Source organism: Streptacidiphilus jeojiensis, from assembly GCF_042510965.1.
GTDB lineage: Bacteria > Actinomycetota > Actinomycetes > Streptomycetales > Streptomycetaceae > Streptacidiphilus > Streptacidiphilus jeojiensis.
The window spans coordinates 439,075-455,743 of record NZ_JBEUKS010000006.1 but is presented as its reverse complement, the minus strand read 5'-3'; the positions used below and the strand labels follow the sequence as shown (position 1 = coordinate 455,743).

General features: G+C 72.3%; 11 protein-coding genes. 5 read left to right on the top strand and 6 right to left on the bottom strand.

Translation table 11 applies throughout. The annotated features are described in order from the left end of the window. Nucleotides 1-15 precede the first annotated feature (15 nt). Nucleotides 16-1,869 carry an MFS transporter gene (locus tag ABUW04_RS19535; RefSeq protein WP_380565942.1) on the bottom strand — a complete coding sequence of 618 codons (1,854 nt, stop codon included), beginning with the start codon at nt 1,867-1,869 and terminating at the stop codon, nt 16-18. Nucleotides 1,870-2,126: 257 nt separating this feature from the next. Here ABUW04_RS19535 and ABUW04_RS19530 point away from each other — a divergent pair, with 257 nt between their 5' ends. Both ABUW04_RS19530 and ABUW04_RS19525 read left to right on the top strand, forming a co-directional pair. Beyond that, on the top strand, nt 2,127-2,534 hold the full coding sequence (locus ABUW04_RS19530) for a YciI family protein (protein ID WP_380565941.1): 408 nt from the start codon (nt 2,127-2,129) through the stop codon (nt 2,532-2,534). A 29-nt stretch (nt 2,535-2,563) separates the two neighbouring features. After that, a complete protein-coding gene (locus ABUW04_RS19525; RefSeq protein ID WP_380565940.1) occupies nt 2,564-3,547 on the top strand; it encodes an arginase family protein in 984 nt (327 codons plus the stop codon). Here the strand turns inward: ABUW04_RS19525 and ABUW04_RS19520 are convergent. From ABUW04_RS19520 to ABUW04_RS19505, 4 genes are all read right to left on the bottom strand, one after another. Next, nucleotides 3,498-4,589 (bottom strand): hypothetical protein, encoded by a 1,092-nt coding sequence (locus tag ABUW04_RS19520; protein ID WP_030252404.1) that lies wholly within the window; start codon nt 4,587-4,589, stop codon nt 3,498-3,500. The genes ABUW04_RS19525 and ABUW04_RS19520 overlap by 50 nt on opposite strands. 139 nt (nt 4,590-4,728) lie before the next feature. After that, a complete protein-coding gene (locus tag ABUW04_RS19515; RefSeq protein WP_380565939.1) occupies nt 4,729-5,943 on the bottom strand; it encodes a transglycosylase family protein in 1,215 nt (404 codons plus the stop codon). A 62-nt stretch (nt 5,944-6,005) separates the two neighbouring features. Beyond that, on the bottom strand, nt 6,006-9,401 hold the full coding sequence (locus tag ABUW04_RS19510) for a LysM peptidoglycan-binding domain-containing protein (RefSeq protein ID WP_380565938.1): 3,396 nt from the start codon (nt 9,399-9,401) through the stop codon (nt 6,006-6,008). A 147-nt stretch (nt 9,402-9,548) separates the two neighbouring features. Next, on the bottom strand, nt 9,549-10,667 hold the full coding sequence (locus ABUW04_RS19505) for an MFS transporter (RefSeq protein ID WP_380565937.1): 1,119 nt from the start codon (nt 10,665-10,667) through the stop codon (nt 9,549-9,551). Nucleotides 10,668-10,841: 174 nt separating this feature from the next. On the opposite strand from ABUW04_RS19505, the gene ABUW04_RS19500 reads away from it, so the two are divergent. From ABUW04_RS19500 to ABUW04_RS19490, 3 genes are all read left to right on the top strand, one after another. Further along, nucleotides 10,842-11,594, top strand: a complete 753-nt coding sequence (locus ABUW04_RS19500; protein WP_380565936.1) for an AraC family transcriptional regulator — start codon at nt 10,842-10,844, stop codon at nt 11,592-11,594. Between the two features lie 123 nt (nt 11,595-11,717). After that, a complete protein-coding gene (gene nagB, locus ABUW04_RS19495; protein WP_030252394.1) occupies nt 11,718-12,500 on the top strand; it encodes a glucosamine-6-phosphate deaminase in 783 nt (260 codons plus the stop codon). A gap of 143 nt (nt 12,501-12,643) precedes the next feature. Next, nucleotides 12,644-14,296, top strand: a complete 1,653-nt coding sequence (locus ABUW04_RS19490) for an AMP-binding protein (protein ID WP_380565935.1) — start codon at nt 12,644-12,646, stop codon at nt 14,294-14,296. A gap of 95 nt (nt 14,297-14,391) precedes the next feature. Here ABUW04_RS19490 and ABUW04_RS19485 read toward each other — a convergent pair whose 3' ends face one another. Then, entirely contained in the window at nt 14,392-16,587 is a 2,196-nt protein-coding gene (locus ABUW04_RS19485) for an ArnT family glycosyltransferase (RefSeq protein WP_380565934.1), read from the bottom strand. Nucleotides 16,588-16,669 lie beyond the last annotated feature (82 nt).

Here is a 16,669-nt window from a genome sequence, read left to right as displayed (position 1 = left end):
AGACCAGACGGTACGTCAGTTCTCGCCGCCCCCGCCGCTGCGCAGCGAGTCGACCACGTCCTCCACCACGTCCTCCACGTCCTCCGCCGAGACCGGCTCGTCGCCGACCGGGGAGGGGAGCTCGCGCTCCACCGGCGCGGCACCGGCCCTCACCGGCTTCACGCCGCCGGTGATGGCGGACGCCGCCGCCGCGATCAGGCAGGCGGCCAGCGCGAACCAGAACGCCACGCTGAGGCCGTCCTGGAACGGCCCGGTGACCAGGTGCGGGAAGAAGCTGCGGCCGGTGAGGTAGCTCGCCTTGTCCGCCGGGATCTGGTGCAGCACCGGCCCGAGCAGCTGCTGCATCGGGTTGTAGCCCAGGAACGCCGCGAACAGCACTGCCAGCGGCGGCAGTTGTGAGATCGAGTGGGCCGAGGCGGCCGGCACGCCCTGCGCGGTCAGTCCGCTGTACATCGCGGACGGCAGGTTCTGCGACAGGCCGATCACGATCAGGCTGAAGAAGATGCCGATCGACAGCACCATCGCCGCGTTCTGGAAGGTCGCCGTCATCCCCGCGCCCACGCCGCGCTGGCGGCCCGGGATCGCGTTCATGATCTGGGCCCGGTTCGGGGAGGCGAACAGCCCGGCCCCGAGGCCGTTCAGCACCAGGATCGCGGCGAAGGCCCAGTACGGGAAGTTCACCGGGAGCACCATCAGCAGCCCGAAGCTGAGCGCGTTGAGCAGCGCCCCCGCCACGGTGAAGATCCGCGAGCCGAAGCGGTCCGAGAGGATGCCGGAGATCGGCGCGGCCACCAGCAGACCCACCGTCATGGGGATCATGTAGATGCCGGCCCAGAGCGGGGTGTCCTGGAAGCTGTAGCCGTGCAGCGGGAGCCAGATGCCCTGCAGCCAGATGATCAGGATGAACTGCAGGCCGCCCCGCCCCAGCGCGGTCAGCAGGCTGGCCAGGTTGCCGGCGGTGAAGGCCCGGATCTTGAACAGCGACAGCCGGAACAGCGGGTCCTCGACCCGGGTCTCGATCCAGACGAAGAGCAGCATCACGATCAGCCCGCCGACCAGTGCGCTGATCACCCAGGGGTTGCCCCATCCGGTGGTGCTGCCGCCGTAGGGCTGGATGCCGTAGGTGATGCCGACCAGGATCGAGATGAGCCCGACCGCGAAGGTGAGGTTGCCCCACCAGTCGATGGTGGCGGGCTGCCTGGTGCCGGTGTCCTTGAGTTTGAGGTACGCCCAGATGGTGCCGAAGATGCCGACCGGGACCGAGACCAGGAAGATCCAGCGCCAGCCGACCGGGCCGAGCACGCCGCCGAGGATCAGTCCGATGAAGCCGCCGGCGATACCAGCGATGACGTTGATGCCCAGCGCGGTGCCGCGCTGGTTGACCGGGAACGCGTCGGTGATGATCGCGGTGGAGTTGGCGAAGATCAGCGCGCCGCCGACGCCCTGCACGATCCGCCAGCCGATCAGCCACAGCGCCGCCTGGCTGCCGCTGCCCCAGGTGAGGGAGAGCAGGATGGAGCAGACGGTGAACAGCAGGAAGCCCATGTTGTACATGCGGACCCGGCCGAACATGTCGCCGAGGCGGCCGAAGGAGACCACCAGCACCGCGGTGACCACCATGAAGCCCATCATCATCCAGAGCAGGTAACTGGTGTTGTGGGGGTCCAGGGGGTTGAGCTTGATGCCGTCGAAGATGTTGGGCAGTGCGATCAGCACGATCGACTGGTTGATCATCACCATCAGCATGCCGAGGGTGGTGTTGGACAGTGCGATCCACTTGTAGTGCGGGCCGTGCGGACTTGGGTGACCCTGCGGTCCCTCCGCTGCTGGGGAGGCGGCGGACCGGGAGGGCGATGAATCGCCGACCATATGGGGACTCCATTTCAGTGGTTGCTACCTACAACCTTCCCAGGCAGGGTATCGATTGTCACCTGATCGGATCAGCGCACCCCCAGGACTTGCAGTGTGGGGAGACAGGGACCACTCCGGCGCACGCCGGAAGTTTTCTCGGATTGCTTCCGGGGGGATGTAGAGAAACCGGTCCCGGCTCCGACCAGTCAGCGAGAGCGTCGAAGGACGCACCACCGCAGCGACACACCGACACACCGACCCTGAGGGAGAACACCATGAAGTACATGCTGCTGATGCAGTTCAGCCAGGTCTCCGCCGGCTTCCCGTCGATGGACCAGTGGACGAAGGACGAGATCGCCGCGCACATCGGGTTCATGCGGGACGCCGACCAGGAGATCGCCGCCCGGGGCAAGCTGGTCGACGCCCAGGGCCTCGCCTCCCCCGACCAGGCCAGGATCGTCAGGGCCGGTGCCGACGGCGGCGCAGCGGTCATCACCGACGGCCCGTACCCCGAGACCAAGGAGTTCCTGGCCGGCTACTGGATCGTCGACTGCCCCACCGCCGAGGCCGCCTACGACCTCGCCGCCTACCTCTCCACCGCACCCGGCCCCGGCGGACGCCCGCTGAACATGCCGATCCACGTCCAGCCGGTGCTGGACGCCCCGCCGATCCTGGAGGACTGAGCGCCACGGAGGGCGGGCAGGGGAAGCGCATGACGGCGACGAACACGCGGACGAGGAGCGCGGAACGAGGGCTGGGCGTTCTGGGAGTCCCGACCAGCGCGGGCTCGCACAACCCCGGCCAGGAGAAGGCCCCGGCCGCCTGGCGCGCGGCGGGCCTGCTCAAGGAACTCAGCGGGCACGGCCTCGCGGTGGAGGACTTCGGCGACCTGCCGGTACAGCGGCACCGGCCCAGCCCACCGGTGGACGGCGTCCGCGACCTGGAGCGGGTGGCGGAGACCGCCCGCCGCACCGCGGCCGAGGTCGCGGCGGTCGTGGCGACCGGACGGCTGCCGCTGGTGCTGGGCGGCGACTGCACCATCACCCTGGGCGCGGTCGCCGGGCTGTCGGCCCGGGGCACCACGCCCGGCCTGGTCTACTTCGACGGTGACGCCGACCTGAGCACCCCGGAGACCACCGACTCCGCCGTCCTGGACACCATGGGGACGACCCATCTGCTCGGCGACGGCGCCCCCGCCCTCGCCCGCCTCGGCGGCCGCCACCCGCTGCTCCCCGCCGACCACATCGCGCTGCTCGGCTTCGACCCCGCCGAACTCAGCACCGAGCACTGGGGCCGGCTGGCCGCCCACCGCCTGCACGCCACGCCCGTGGCGGCGGTCCGCGCCGACCCGGCGGGCGCCGCCGTGGCGGCGCTCGCCCACGTCGAGGCACGGGCGGAGTCGGTGCTGGTCCACTTCGACGTGGACGTGCTGGACACCGGCGCCTTCCCGCTCGCGAACTTCCCGCACTTCAACGGCCTGACACTCGATCAGGCCGAATCCGTCCTGGCCCGCCTGTGCGCGAGCCCGGCCTTCGCCGGCCTGGTGGTCACCGAGGTCAACCCGGACCACGACCCGGAGGGCGAGCTGCTGCGCCGGCTGGCGGAGGTACTGGGCCGGGTCCTCGCCGGCGCCGTACCACCCGGCGTCAGCGGGCGGCCGGCTGGCGGTCCTTCGGGGTCGTCGGTCGCAGGATGACCGAGGGGGTGCGGCGGGAGCCGGACCAGGCGGCCGGGACGGCGTCGATGTCGTAGGCGAGGCGGTAGGCGAGGTTCTCATAGTTGACCCGCCAGCCGCGGAAGTGCGGCCAGGCCTGCTCCGGGGTGCGCTCCATCGGGAAGCCCTGCTGGCGCATCCGCTCCACGCCCTCCAGGAACGACCCGTAGTCGAGGTCGAGCGGGTCGTCCGGCATCGGATCGGCGCTGTAGGGGATGCCCCGGACGTCGGCGAGGTCGCGCAGGCAGACGTAGCCGGCCCGCAGCGCCATCCGGGCCGGGGTCTGCGGACGCCGGGACGGGTTGAAGGCCAAGCTGAGGGCAGCCGCGTCGAGGACCGACAGCAGCGAGACCATCCAGTTGCGGGTGGCGCGGGCCGAGCGGAACTGGATCAGCACCGGATAGGTGGTGTGGCTCTCGTTGACCTGGGCGGCCCAGCGCTCCCAGTTGCTGAACAACTGGTCCAGCGAGTCCAACAGCTCCGCCTGGGAGTAGCGGGCCAGGATCTCCGGCCCCCAGGGCGGGCTGCCGGAGCGCGACTGGAGCAGGGTCACCTCCGCCTCCCTGGCCGCGTAGGCGCTGTAGAGGGCGGGCAGGTAGCCGATCTGCAGCGCGATGACGATCGGGCCGGTGGCCGCCGCGCAGAAGTCGACGGCGGTGAGCGCGCTGCGGTTGCTGCTGGCGAAGCCCAGGGTGAACAGCGACGACCCGGCCTCGTCGAGCGCCGCCTTGACGCCCAGATCGCTGACCGCCGCTTCGAGCAGGGCGTAACCGACCAGGAACGACAGCAGCCACAGCACCAGCGTGACCAGCAGCGACAGCGGTGCGACCGGGGCCAGCACCTTGTCCTTGCGCTCCACGCTGGAGCAGCGGTCGGCGAGCAGCTGGAACGGTACGAACAGCGTCGCCAGCACCACCCGGGTGAATCCGGAGCTGGAGGGCCGGGGCATCACCAGGGTGCGCACCACCGACGAGAACACACCGAGGACGGCGAGGGCGCCGATCACTCCGAGCAGGGGCCGCACGTGGTTTCCTTCCGTCCGCGCCGCACCGGGTGGGCACCGGGTCAGCACCGGAGGTCACCCTACGCGGCCCCTGTGACGGATGTGTCCCTCTCGCTGTGTCGCCGCCCTGCCGCTCAGCCCGGCCGCTCAGCCCTGCCGCTCAGCCCAGACTGACTCCGTGGGCGGCGAGCCAGCTGATCGGGTTGATGTCGGAGCCGTACTGCTCGGTGGTGTCCACCTCGAAGTGCAGGTGCGGACCCGTCACATTGCCGGTGGCGCCGGACAGTCCGAGTTCGGTGCCGGCAGAGACGGTCTCGCCGGTGTGCACGTCGATCCGGGAGAGGTGGGCGTAGAGGCTGTAGCGGCCGTCAGCGTGCCGGATCTCGACCATCTTCCCGTAGGCACCGCCCCACTCGGCCTTCACCACCGTGCCGGCGCCAACCGCGTGCACCGTGGTGCCGACCGGGACGGCGAGGTCCACACCGGTGTGGTGACCGGCCGCCCAGGCGCCGGGGACGCCGTAGCCCTCGGAGATCACGTAGTGGGCGCTGATCGGTGCGACGAAGGCGGCAGCCTTGCTGGACTTCGGAGTGGACGTGGTGTGGTGGACGACGCTGGTCGCGACGGTGACCTCGGCGGCGGGTTTGGCCGTGGGCTTGGCCGCGGCCGACCCGGTCCAGGTGAGGCGCTCGCCCGGCAGGATGAGATTCGGGTCGCTGCCGACGACGGAGCGGTTGACCGCGTAGAGGGCCTGCCAGCCGCCGCTGATGTGCAGGCTCTCAGCGATGCCGGACAGCGTCTCGCCGCGGCGGACGGTGTGCTCCTCGGTCTTCCCGGAGGTGCCCGGTGCCTTGACGGCGGCCTTCTTGACGGCCGCCTTCTTGACACTGGCCTTGTTGGTGGCGGCCTTCTTGACAGTGGCCTTCTTCGTGGCGGCCTTCACCGCAGGCTTGGGGGCGGGCTTCTCGGCCGCCGCCGCGGCGCCGTTGCTGCGGGTCAGTCCCGCCCGAACCGAGCAGACCGGCCAGGCCCCCGGCCCCTGACCCTGCAGCACCCGTTGGGCGACGGTGATCTGCTCGGCCTCGGTCGCCCGGTTCGCCGTGCTCGCGTAGTGCTCGCCACCGTAGGCCGCCCAGGTGGCGGCGGTGAACTGGAGTCCGCCGTAGTAGCCGTTGCCGGTGTTGATCTGCCAGTCGCCGCCCGACTCGCAGGCGGCCACCTTGTCCCAGACCGACGACGTCGCGGCATGGCCGGGTGCGGCGACCAGCACCGGTATCGCGGCGCCGACGGCGGTTGCGCCCGCGGCCTTGGCCAGGGTGACGCCGGCGGCGTTGGGCGGTTGCGGTCTGCGGTGACGTCCGTTCGAAGGGATCATTCCGTGGGCTCCTCACAGTGGTGACAGGTCGTGGGAAATCGCAGAGGGGTATCGGGTCTGCGTCAGATGCGTCTGTACCGGTACCGGTGTCCGGATCCTGGTCTGCGCCGGTGCGTACGCCCTCGGCCGGCGATCGAGTCGAGGAGTTCGAGGGTCTCCGGCTCGTAGTCGAGGCACCCCAGGGCGTCGTTGACCTGGGCGAGCCTGGTGATGGTGGCGGCGACGTGGTTGCCGAGCCCCGAGGTGGCATAGAGGCGGATCAGACCCCGGTGCAGGATCTCGGCCTCGGGGACGGCCGCGAGCCCGCTGTGCAGCGCGGTCTCGCAGCCGTTGAGGTCGCCGACGGCGAGGCGGCGCTTGGCGAGTTCGTGGGAGGCGTCGATGATCGCCGAGACCATGTCCTGGCGGTAGGGCTCGGCCCAGGGGTACAGGTGGTGCGATCCGGCGAACGGGCCTCCGCGCACCAGGTCCAGCGCCCGGCGCAGCGCCGCGTCCTCCGCCGGGCCCGAGGCGTTCATGCCGTGCCGGTACAGGTCCTGGAAGTCGGTCCAGTCGCAGGTCACGGCGGGATGCAGCCGCCTGGCGGCGGGGTCCAGATAGGGCACGCCACCGGGCGAGACCCCCAGCCAGTCGCGCAGCCGGGACAGCGCCGCGGTGCGGATCTGCTGGGCCCTGCGGCCGACCGCGGCCGGTCGTCGGGCGGCGTAGGGGACGGGATGGATCACCGCGTCCACGAGTCTGGGGTCGGGGTCGGGATGGGCCGCCAGCAGTGCGGCCAGGGCGGTCAACTGGCTGGTGAGCGCGGGTTCGGCGAAGCCGTTGGTGCCGATCAGCCGCACCGGCCCGAGCAGCAGGATGCGCGGGGCCGGAGCCAGCGGCCAGCCGTCCTCGCCGAGCGGCGGCGGGCCGGTACGCGAAGGCGGTACGGGGTGCTGCGGCAGCCGGTCTTGTACCGATGCCGGTCCGTGGTCGTGGCCGTGCGTGTGGCCGTGGCGCTGGCCCTCGCCCTGGCGCTGGCCCTGTCCCCGGCCCTGCCCCTCCGCTGCCTGATGCGCCCTCAGGCCGCCGCTCAGTGACGGGATCAGTCCGCCCCGGTGGCCCGGGACGGGCCGGCCCGCGCCCGGCAGGTCGGGGTCGAGCAGCGGGACGGAGGTGGCCGAGGCCGGAGTGCCGCCACCGGTCGCCCGGGATCGGGTGGCCAGTACCGGGATGACGAACGGGTCGTCCCGGTCGGGTTCGGCCTCCGGATCGTGGCCGGTCCAGTCCGGTGCCGGTTCGTCGGAAGGCCGCCGGCTGGTGGCGAGCAGGCTCAGCGCCGCCGCGTACTCGTCCGCCGTCAGGCGTTGCAGTTCGACGGCGAAGGGCAGCCCGTCGGGCGAGCCGTGATGACCGGGGCGGGCGTCGACATGGAGTCCAGGGCCGGCCGTCGCCGGGGTGACCGCGGCGATGCAGCGGTGTTCCTCCCCGGACAGGACCCAGTCCAGCTGCGCCAGCTGACCCTCCGTCAAGGTCTGGTCGGTGCAGAGCAGGGCGGGCACCCAGAGCTCGGTGGCCACGCCCTGGGAGCGGGCCGAGCGGGGGTGGGGGACCTGACACGCCGTCAATGAGTCGACCAGCGCTGACCGGTGTCCGGCCAGACCGGAGAGGGCCTGGTCGGCGCTGCCGCAGACGGCCATCCGGTCGCTGCCGAAGGCCTCCTCGGCGCCGGCCGGGCCAGGGCTGCCGACGGCGAACAGCCGGATCCGGTCCGCGAGCGGGCTCGCCGCGAGCTCCGCCGCCAGCGCCCGGCTGACGGCGGCGACCTCCTCGGGGCTGCCGTCCAGGTGCAGATGCCGTACCTGCTCCAGGTCCACCAGGACGTGCACCCCGTCCAGGGTGCGGCCCAGGGTGACCAGCGCCGGATAGGGGGCCGGGACGCCGCCGGCCCGCTCCGGGGCGATCAGCTCGGCTTCACGGGCGCGGCAGCGCCAGATCCGTCCGTCCGGAGAACCCTCGAAGGGCGCGAGCGGTGGCGCCGGAACCGCCAGGTGCAGATCGACGGTGCCGCCGGGGCGCAGGGCCACGGCGGTCAGCGGGGGCAGCTCGGCCCCGGTCTCCAGACAGGTCATGCCCAGGGTGCGCAGGGTGCGGTCGAGCAGGTCCAGCCCGGTCGGGTCGGCCACGGCCCGGAGGAACGCCTCGTACTGCTGCTCCTCGACATCGGGCATGGGGATGCGCCGACGCGGGGGTCTGCGGCGCTGCTGGCGGACCCGGTTGCGGACCAGCAGCCCGACCAGGCCGGCGGCGAGGAGCGCGGCGGCGCCCAGGGCAGGGAGCCGGACCGGATCTCCGGCGTGCGGCGCGACCGGCGCCGGCGCGGCGGGTCCCTGGGCAGCGGCCCCGGCGGCGGCAGGCTCCGGCACCGCCTGCTCGGGTACGGACCGGTGCGCGGGAGCGGGTGTCGGCGTAGGCGTAGGCGTGGCCGTGGGTGTCGGTGTCGGTGCCGCAGTGGGACGGGCGGACGCGGGCGCCGCACCCGGGAGCCGGAGTTGCTCGCCCGGCTGGATCACATCCGGATCGGCCCCGATGACCTGCCGGTTGGCGGCATAGACGGATTCCCAGCCCCCGCTGACACGGTGCTCCTCGGCGATTCCGGTGAGGGTGTCACCCTGGTGCACCGTCACCGTCACCGTGGTGGAGGTTTCGGGTGAACCCTTCTGAGTAACCGTCACCGCATCGGCCGGCATGACCAGTTGCCAGCCGGGCGAGAGCGGTGCGTCCGCCAGGAAGACCGCTCCGCTCGCGTCCATCACCCGCCCCTGGTTGAGCCGGGCGATCTCCTGCCAGCGGTCACCGCTGCCCAGCCGGGACTCGGCGATGGACCAGAGCGTCTCGGCCGGGCGGACCGCCTGCACGGTGTGCACGGTGTAGGCAGCCGCGGCAGCGGCAGTGGCCTTCGCGGCACCCGTCGGCGCGACGGCCGGCGGCGCGGTCGCCGAGACCGCCGCGGCCGGTGCCGGGAGCGCGGCAGCGAACGCTCCCGAGGCCGGCAGCAGTGCGAACACCGCACCGAGCAGCGCGGCGGCGGACCGCTGCGACCAGCCCAGCGCCGGGATCCGACGCGGGACCCGTCCGCCGATCCGTGCCGCGAGTTCGACCAGCACCCCCAGCGCGAACCCGGCCCAGGCCAGCCAGCCGATCGCGGCGAGCACCCAGACCAGCAACTGCCCCTGGTCGGGGGCGCTCATCAAGCCGCCCAGGCCTTGGCCGCCGAACGGTCCGCCGTCCCGGGCCAGTGCCAGCGTCCCGTACAGCAGCACCAGTGGCAGCCCGGCCAGCAGCGCCGGCAGCAGGACCAGCCCGGCGCAGCCGCGTACCAGCACCGGCCGCCATCCGGGCAGCGCGCCGTGCCGCCGCCGCATCGTCCGCCCGGCGGCGGAGGCGGAGGCGGGAGCGGCGTCGCGCGACTGCGGGCCCATGGCCCTCCCCCTCGGGCGCGCCGACGCGGCACGCCTGACACCTAGAGTGACGCCTCGTCACTGTGATCGGTAGGGGACATGGCAGATCCATGGGTGAACACGTGGTCACGGCAGTTGAACCGCCGTCAGCGACCAGGCGCGATCGGTCTAGGCATCGGCGTCGGGTTCGCGCAGGAAGAGCCCGAGTCCCAGGGCCAGCACCGGGACCACGCAGATGACGGCCAGCACCGCCTGCGGCCCGTGCGCGTCCGCGAGCACGCCGAAGGCCGGGGAGATCAGCCCGCCGATGCTGACGGCCAGTCCGAGGGTGACGCCGGCGGCGGTTCCCGGACGCGAGGGCAGGTAGTCCTGCCCCAGCTTGACCAGCACCGCGAAGGGGATGTTGAGCGCGACCCCGGACAGCAGCGCGAACAGCAGCGGCAGTGCTCCGCCCGGCGTCAGCCGCAGGCCGACCAGCAGCGGGACGGCCAGGACGGCGCCGAGCTGGACGGTGCGGACCATGCCGATCCGGTCCGAGATCCGCCCGCCCAGCAGGGTGCCCAGCACTCCTCCGCCGAGGAAGCAGGCCAGCGCGGTCCCGGCCAGCGCCCGGCCGGTGTGCAGCTCGCGCAGCCAGTACAGCTCGATGAAGGTGTTGACGCCGAAGAACGCCACCGAGCGGACCACCTCGATCGCCGTCAGCACCAGGAACGGGTTCCACTGGTCGCGACCCGACCTGGCCGGGGCGCCGGCGGTGAGCTCGCCGTGCCGACGGCGGTTCCGCAGCAGGGCGAAGGCCATCAGCACGGCCGGCGGGATGAACAGCGCCGTGGCGCCGACGCCCCAGGCCACCAGTGCCGGGGTGGCCAGGACCGGGGCGAGGAAGAATCCGACGCTGCCGCCCGCGGCGAAGATGCTCATCGCCCCGGCGCTGTCGCCGGCCGCCTCCCGGGCCGAGCGCCCGGCGGCGGGGTGGAACATGGCCACGCCGAGCCCGGAGAGCAGGATCAGCGTCCACACCAGCGGATATGTCGGGACCAGCCCCGACAGTCCGAGCCCGAGGCCGGCCAGGCCGACCCCGGCGGCCGCGAGCCAGCCGGGGCGCAGCCGGTCCACCAGCACCCCGATGAACGGCTGCGGCACCGAACTGCCCAGCGTGGCGGCCATGGTGAGCCCGGCTGCGGCGACGTAGCCGTAGTGCCGGTCCAGCACGAAGTAGGGCACGCTCGCGGGCACCAGGCCCTGGTAGAGGTCGTCGACGGCATGGGCCGCGCCCCACAGGCGCATCCGCTGCCAGGTGGTCGGCCCGGGACCGGCCGCAGCGGGCCCGGAGGGCAGTGTCGAACCGGGAGAACCGGCTGAACTGGCTGAACTGGGAGGACTGGCTGAACTGGGAGAACTCTGCATGCACCCAGGATTTCGCCGACGTCCTGGTGCGGGCTACCAGTATCCTGCCTACTTATGTCGGTAACCCGCCTGCCTCTGCCCGGCCCGGACCGGAAGTCGCTCACCCACCGCGAACGGGTCGAGTGGCACGACCACGAGGTCCACCAGCTGATCTACCCGAGGTCCGGGGTGCTCCAGGTGTCCACCAGCCTCGGCGCCTGGGTGGTGCCGCCGCACCGCGCGGTCTGGGTGCCGGCCGGGGTGCCGCACGCCCACCAGGCGCACGGCCCGACCCAGATGTACAACCTGATCTTCGAGGCCTCGGTCAATCCGCTGCGGGTGGACCAGCCGACCGTGGTGGCGGTCGGCCCACTGCTGCGCGAGGTCATCACCGCGCTGATCGAGGACCGGGACGCGGACGAGCAGGCCAGGGCCAACCTGGAGCGGGTGGCCCTGGACCAGCTGCGCCGGGTGCCGGCGCTGCCGCTGCATCTGCCCTCCCCCAGCGACCCCCGGCTGCGGGACATCACCGAACTGCTACTGGCCGACCCGTCCGACCCGCGCACCCTGGCCCAGCTCGGCGCCGCGATCGGCGCCGGCGAACGCACCCTCAGCCGGCTGTTCCGGGAGCACACCGCGATGACCTTCCCGCAGTGGCGGACCCAGCTGCGGCTGCACCACTCGCTCAAGTTGCTGGCCGCCGGAGCCTCCGTCACCACCACCGCGACCGCCTGCGGATACAGCAGCACCAGCGCCTTCGTGGAGTCGTTCCGGCACGCCTTCGGCAGCACGCCCGGACGCTACCGGCGCGAGGCCGAAAGCTTCTGATCCGCCGCTCCCCCGGACGGCCCGCCCGGGGCGCGAGGAGCCCCGCTTTCTGCTAAAATTGGTCTATACCACAATGCTTTTTTCGGCTTTGCCCGACTTTGCCTCGACTGTGATGGGACCAGCATGGAAATTGTGATCGTTCCCGACGCCGCCGCCGGCGGCGAGCTCATCGCGGCGGCGATCGCCGACCTGCTGATCCGCAAGCCGGACGCCCTGCTGGGCGTGGCCACCGGCTCCACGCCGCTGCCGATCTACGAGGCGCTGGCCACCAAGGTCCGCGAGACCGACCTGGACGTCAGCCGGGCCCGGATCTGCCAGCTGGACGAGTACGTCGGCCTGCCCAAGGGCCACCCCGAGTCCTACCGGTCGGTGGTGCTGCGCGAGGTCGTCGAGCCGCTGGGCCTGACCGAGTCCTCCTTCATGGGCCCGGACGGCAGCGCCGAGGACATCGCCGCCGCCTGCCTCGCCTACGACCAGGCCCTGGCCGCGGCCGGCGGCGTGGACCTGCAGCTGCTCGGCATCGGCACGGACGGCCACATCGGCTTCAACGAGCCCTGCTCCTCGCTGGCCTCCCGCACCCGGATCAAGACGCTGACCGAGCGGACCAGGGTCGACAACGCGCGCTTCTTCAACAACCTGGACGAGGTCCCGCACCACGTCATCACCCAGGGCATCGGCACCATCCTGGAGGCCCGCCACCTGGTACTGCTGGCCACCGGCGAGGGCAAGGCCGACGCCGTGGCCCTCACCGTCGAGGGCCCGGTCTCCGCCGTGGTCCCCGCCTCGGCACTGCAACTGCACCCGCACGCGACCGTGGTGGTCGACGAGGCCGCCGCCTCCGGCCTCAAGCTGGCCGACTACTTCCGCGCGACCTGGGCCGCCAAGCCCAGCTGGCAGTCCATCTGACGAGCGCGCACCGCTCCCCGGTCACCCACGACGGCCCCGCCCCGGACACCCCGGGTCGGGGCCGTCGTGCTGCCGCAGCCGGTCCGCAGCGTGTCCACGCCGACGTCTGTCCGTCGGGGTGGTAGCGGATATACCGTGTCCGCATGTCTGCCCCCAGCCATGCCACCAGTCATGCCACCGGCCCCGCCGACACTCCGCTGCTGACCAGCACCATCGGCGCCGACCTGGACCGGATCACGGCCCGGTACGGCGACCGCGAGGCACTGGTCGACGTTCCCACCGGACGCCGATGGACCTACCGCGCCTTCGGCGCCGAGGTCGACGCCGTGGCCCACGGGCTGCTGGCCCTGGGGGTGGCCAAGGGCGACCGGGTCGGCATCTGGTCCCCCAACTGCCCCGAGTGGGTCTTCCTCCAGTACGCCACCGCGAAGATCGGCGCGATCCTGGTCACCGTCAACCCCGGCTACCGGACCCACGAGCTGGAGTACGTGCTGAACCAGGCCGGGATCCGCACCGTGGTCGCCCTGCCGGCGCACAAGGGCTCCGACTACGCGGCGATGCTCGCCGAGGCCGCCCCCGAATGTCCGGCCCTGCGCGACACCGTGCTCATCGGCACCGAGTCCTGGGACGCCCTGGTCCGCGTCGGCCGCGCCGCGGCGGACAACGACCCGGACCGGCTCGCCGCCATCGGGGCGCAGCTGGACCCGGAGGACCCGATCAACATCCAGTACACCTCGGGCACCACCGGCTTCCCCAAGGGAGCCACCCTCTCCCACCGGAACATCCTCAACAACGGTTACTTCGTCGGTGAGTTGTGCCACTACACCGAGCAGGACCGGATCTGCGTGCCGGTGCCCTTCTACCACTGCTTCGGCATGGTCATGGGGAACCTCGCGGCCACCACCCACGGCTCCTGCGTGGTCATCCCGGCCCCCTCGTTCGAGCCCGCCGCCACCCTGGCCGCGGTCGCCGCCGAGCGCTGCACCTCGCTCTACGGCGTGCCGACGATGTTCATCGCCGTCCTGAACGACCCCGGCTTCGGCGGCTACGACCTGTCCAGCCTGCGGACCGGCATCATGGCCGGCTCGCCCTGCCCCACCGAGGTGATGAAGCAGGTGGTCGAGCGGATGGGCATGAGCGAGGTGTCAATCTGCTACGGCATGACCGAGACCTCTCCGGTCTCCACCCAGACCCGCATCGACGACACGCTGGAGCAGCGGGTCTCCACCGTCGGCCGGGTCGGACCGCACCTGGAGGTCAAGGTCGTCGACCCGGACAGCGGGGCCACCGTTCCGCGCGGCGGCAACGGGGAACTGTGCACCCGGGGCTACTCGGTGATGCTCGGTTACTGGGACGAGCCGGAGCGCACCGCCGAGGCGGTCGACGCCGAGGGCTGGATGCACACCGGCGACCTGGCCGCCATGGACGAGGACGGCTACGTCACCATCACCGGCCGGATCAAGGACCTGGTGATCCGGGGCGGCGAGAACGTCTATCCCCGCGAGATCGAGGAGTTCCTGCTCACCCACCCCGACATCATCGACGCCCAGGTCGTCGGCGTCCCCGACGAGAAGTACGGGGAGGAACTGATGGCCTGGGTGCGGCTGCGCCCCGGCGTGCCCGAACTGACCGTCGCGGCGCTGCGGGAGTTCTGCACCGGGCGGCTGGCGCACTTCAAGATCCCGCGCTATCTGCACCTGGTTGACGCCTTCCCGATGACGGTGACCGGGAAGATCAGGAAGGTGGAGATGCGCGAGGAGTCGATCCGGCTCCTCGGCATCCCCAAGCCTTCCTGACGGACAGCCTTCCTGACGGACAGCCTTCCCGACGGACTGCCTCCCTGACGGACAGCCCTACAGCCCTCCTGACGCTCAGCATTCTTGACGGCGGGTCAGCTCTGTTTCGGGGAGCAGTGGTAGAGCTTGCTGCCGGCCACGCCCCCGCCGTAGGCGGCGGGCGGGACGACGGTGCAGTTGCTGGTGACCCAGCCGGTGGCCTGGGCGGCGACGGTGGTGGCCACCGCGTCACCGGCACCGCCGGCGCCTCTGCCGGTGCCGTGGCCAGCGCCGAAGCTGCCGCCTCCGCCGGCCGCACCGCCGCCACCACCCCCACCAGCACCGAAGTCCAGCGGCCGGTCGCTGAGCAGCACATAGCCGAGCTCACCCGCACTGACCTGCTGCTTCAGTGACGCGAGGGTCGGCGACGGCGCCTGGTTGGTGAATCCGCCGATGGGCAGCACCGCCGCGTCCGAGGCCAGGATGTAGGGGGAGGCCAGCGCCCAGTTGTTGGTGGCGAAAAGGTAGCGGGCGCCGTCCCGGTTGGCCTTGGTGTAGCCGAGCAGGCTCCGCTGAGCGGTCGTCAGTGTCCCCGATCCGCGCATCACCCCGGCGAAGGCCGCCATGGCGGGGTCCACCGTCTTGGGCGCGAAGCCCCACATCCGCCGGGCCGGGGGCCCGACCGCGCCCAAGCCGGAGTGCCCGTACGCCGGGTCGAGCACCGAGGAGCTCCAGGCGGCGGGGGCGACCAGCATCGCCACCAGCCCGGCGGCGAACCCGGCTGCAGCCAGGCGACCGAGGCTGCGGAACCGGGGTAGCCCCGGCAGTGCCAGCGGTACGGCCAGCAGCAGCACCGAGACCAGGCCGACCAGCAGCACTGCGGGCATGAGCAGCGGCAGGAAGGTGGGGTAGCCGTGGGTCAGCCGCGCTCCCCAGCCGGCCGTCACCGCCACGGTGGCCGGCAGTGCCCAGGCAGCGGCGCCGCCGCGCCGGTAGGCGCGCCACAGCAGCACCAGGCCCGCGCCGCCCAGCGCGGCCAGCGGGGCGGCGACCACCCCAAGGTAGTAGGTGTGGCCGTTGACGCTCCCGGCGCTGAGGACCAGGAAGAACACCGCGAACCAGGTCCCCCAGAGCAGCAGCCCGGCGCGCAGGGTGTCGGTTCGTGGGGCGCGGCGGCGCTGGAGGAAGCCGAGTAGCAGGGTGGCCAGGGCCAGCGGATAGAACCAGCCGGTCTGTGCGGCCATGGGACCGGTCAGCAGCTTGGTCCAGCCACCGTCGCCCCTGCCGCCGCCACCGCCGCTACCGCCGCCACCGCCGCTACCGCCGTGTCCGGCGCCCTGGGCGACGGCGACGGCGCCGGTGCCGGTGCCGGTGCCGGTGCCGGCGTTCGCGGCGCCGTGGTGGGCGCCTGCGGCTCCCCCGCCGCCCATTCCTCCGGCGCGCACGGTCTGCACGCTGCCGGTGTCGGCGGCGTTGACGCCCACGGAGGAGAAGCGGTTGAGGAAGTTGTAGCCGACGACCATGCTCACGGCCGAGTTGTCGGTGCTGCCGTCGACATAGGGACGGTCCTGCGCCGGGGTGAGGGTGACCAGCAGCATCCAGGACGCCGACACCGCCAGCGTGACCGCTCCGGCCAGGCCGAGGTGGAGCAGCCTGCGCCGCAGCCTCGCCGGGGCGGACAGCCCGTACACCAGCGCCAGTGCCGGCAGTACCGCGAACGCCTCCAGCATCTTGGCCTGGAACGCCAGCCCGACCCAGACCCCGGCCAGCAGCAGCGACCGCAGTCTGGCGTCGCGCGCGGCGCGCTGGGTGGCGTCGGCGGCGAGCAGCAGGAGCAGAGTGAAGGCGGGCTCCTCGACGGCGGTGCGGAACAGCCCGGCCACCACCGGCGTCAGCGTGAACAGCGCGGCCGCGAACAGTGCCGCGTTGACGCCGGCCCAGCGCCGCACCGCCCGGTGCAGCACCAGCACGCTGAGCACGCCCTCGATGACCTGGGGCAGCGTCAGCGCCCAGGCGTGGAAGCCGAAGACGCGGGCGGAGAGGGCCTGCGGCCACAGGAAGCCGGGGAGCTTGTCCAGGGTGATGGTGTTGCCGGGGTCGAAGGACCCGTAGACGAAGGCCTTCCAGCTCCCCGCCATGCTGCGCACCGCGTCCGCGTAGAAGGGGTGGTAGCTGCTGTGTCCGATGTCCCAGGCGTAGAGCAGGGTCGCGACGGCGGTGATGACTATCAGGGCGGGGCGCGCGTAGCGGGGTTGCGGTGCTGCTTCGGTCCGGGGGGCTGGGACAGCCGTGCTCGTCGCGATCGTTGCCATGGCTCGGAGTCTGCCGGGGCCCCGGTCGGGGGCCCCGGCACGCAACACGACGAATCCGGACTTACCAGGTAAATATGGTGTT

What these genes read in the sequence shown, in the direction of transcription:
- nagB (WP_030252394.1), top strand. Translation starts at nt 11,718, where the DNA reads ATGGAAATTGTGATCGTTCCCGACGCCGCCGCCGGCGGCGAGCTCATC.
- ABUW04_RS19500 (WP_380565936.1), top strand. Translation starts at nt 10,842, where the DNA reads ATGTCGGTAACCCGCCTGCCTCTGCCCGGCCCGGACCGGAAGTCGCTC.
- ABUW04_RS19490 (WP_380565935.1), top strand. Translation starts at nt 12,644, where the DNA reads ATGTCTGCCCCCAGCCATGCCACCAGTCATGCCACCGGCCCCGCCGAC.
- ABUW04_RS19505 (WP_380565937.1), bottom strand. Translation starts at nt 10,667, where the DNA reads ATGCGCCTGTGGGGCGCGGCCCATGCCGTCGACGACCTCTACCAGGGC.
- ABUW04_RS19530 (WP_380565941.1), top strand. Translation starts at nt 2,127, where the DNA reads ATGAAGTACATGCTGCTGATGCAGTTCAGCCAGGTCTCCGCCGGCTTC.
- ABUW04_RS19535 (WP_380565942.1), bottom strand. Translation starts at nt 1,869, where the DNA reads ATGGTCGGCGATTCATCGCCCTCCCGGTCCGCCGCCTCCCCAGCAGCG.
- ABUW04_RS19485 (WP_380565934.1), bottom strand. Translation starts at nt 16,587, where the DNA reads ATGGCAACGATCGCGACGAGCACGGCTGTCCCAGCCCCCCGGACCGAA.
- ABUW04_RS19510 (WP_380565938.1), bottom strand. Translation starts at nt 9,401, where the DNA reads ATGGGCCCGCAGTCGCGCGACGCCGCTCCCGCCTCCGCCTCCGCCGCC.
- ABUW04_RS19515 (WP_380565939.1), bottom strand. Translation starts at nt 5,943, where the DNA reads ATGATCCCTTCGAACGGACGTCACCGCAGACCGCAACCGCCCAACGCC.
- ABUW04_RS19525 (WP_380565940.1), top strand. Translation starts at nt 2,564, where the DNA reads ATGACGGCGACGAACACGCGGACGAGGAGCGCGGAACGAGGGCTGGGC.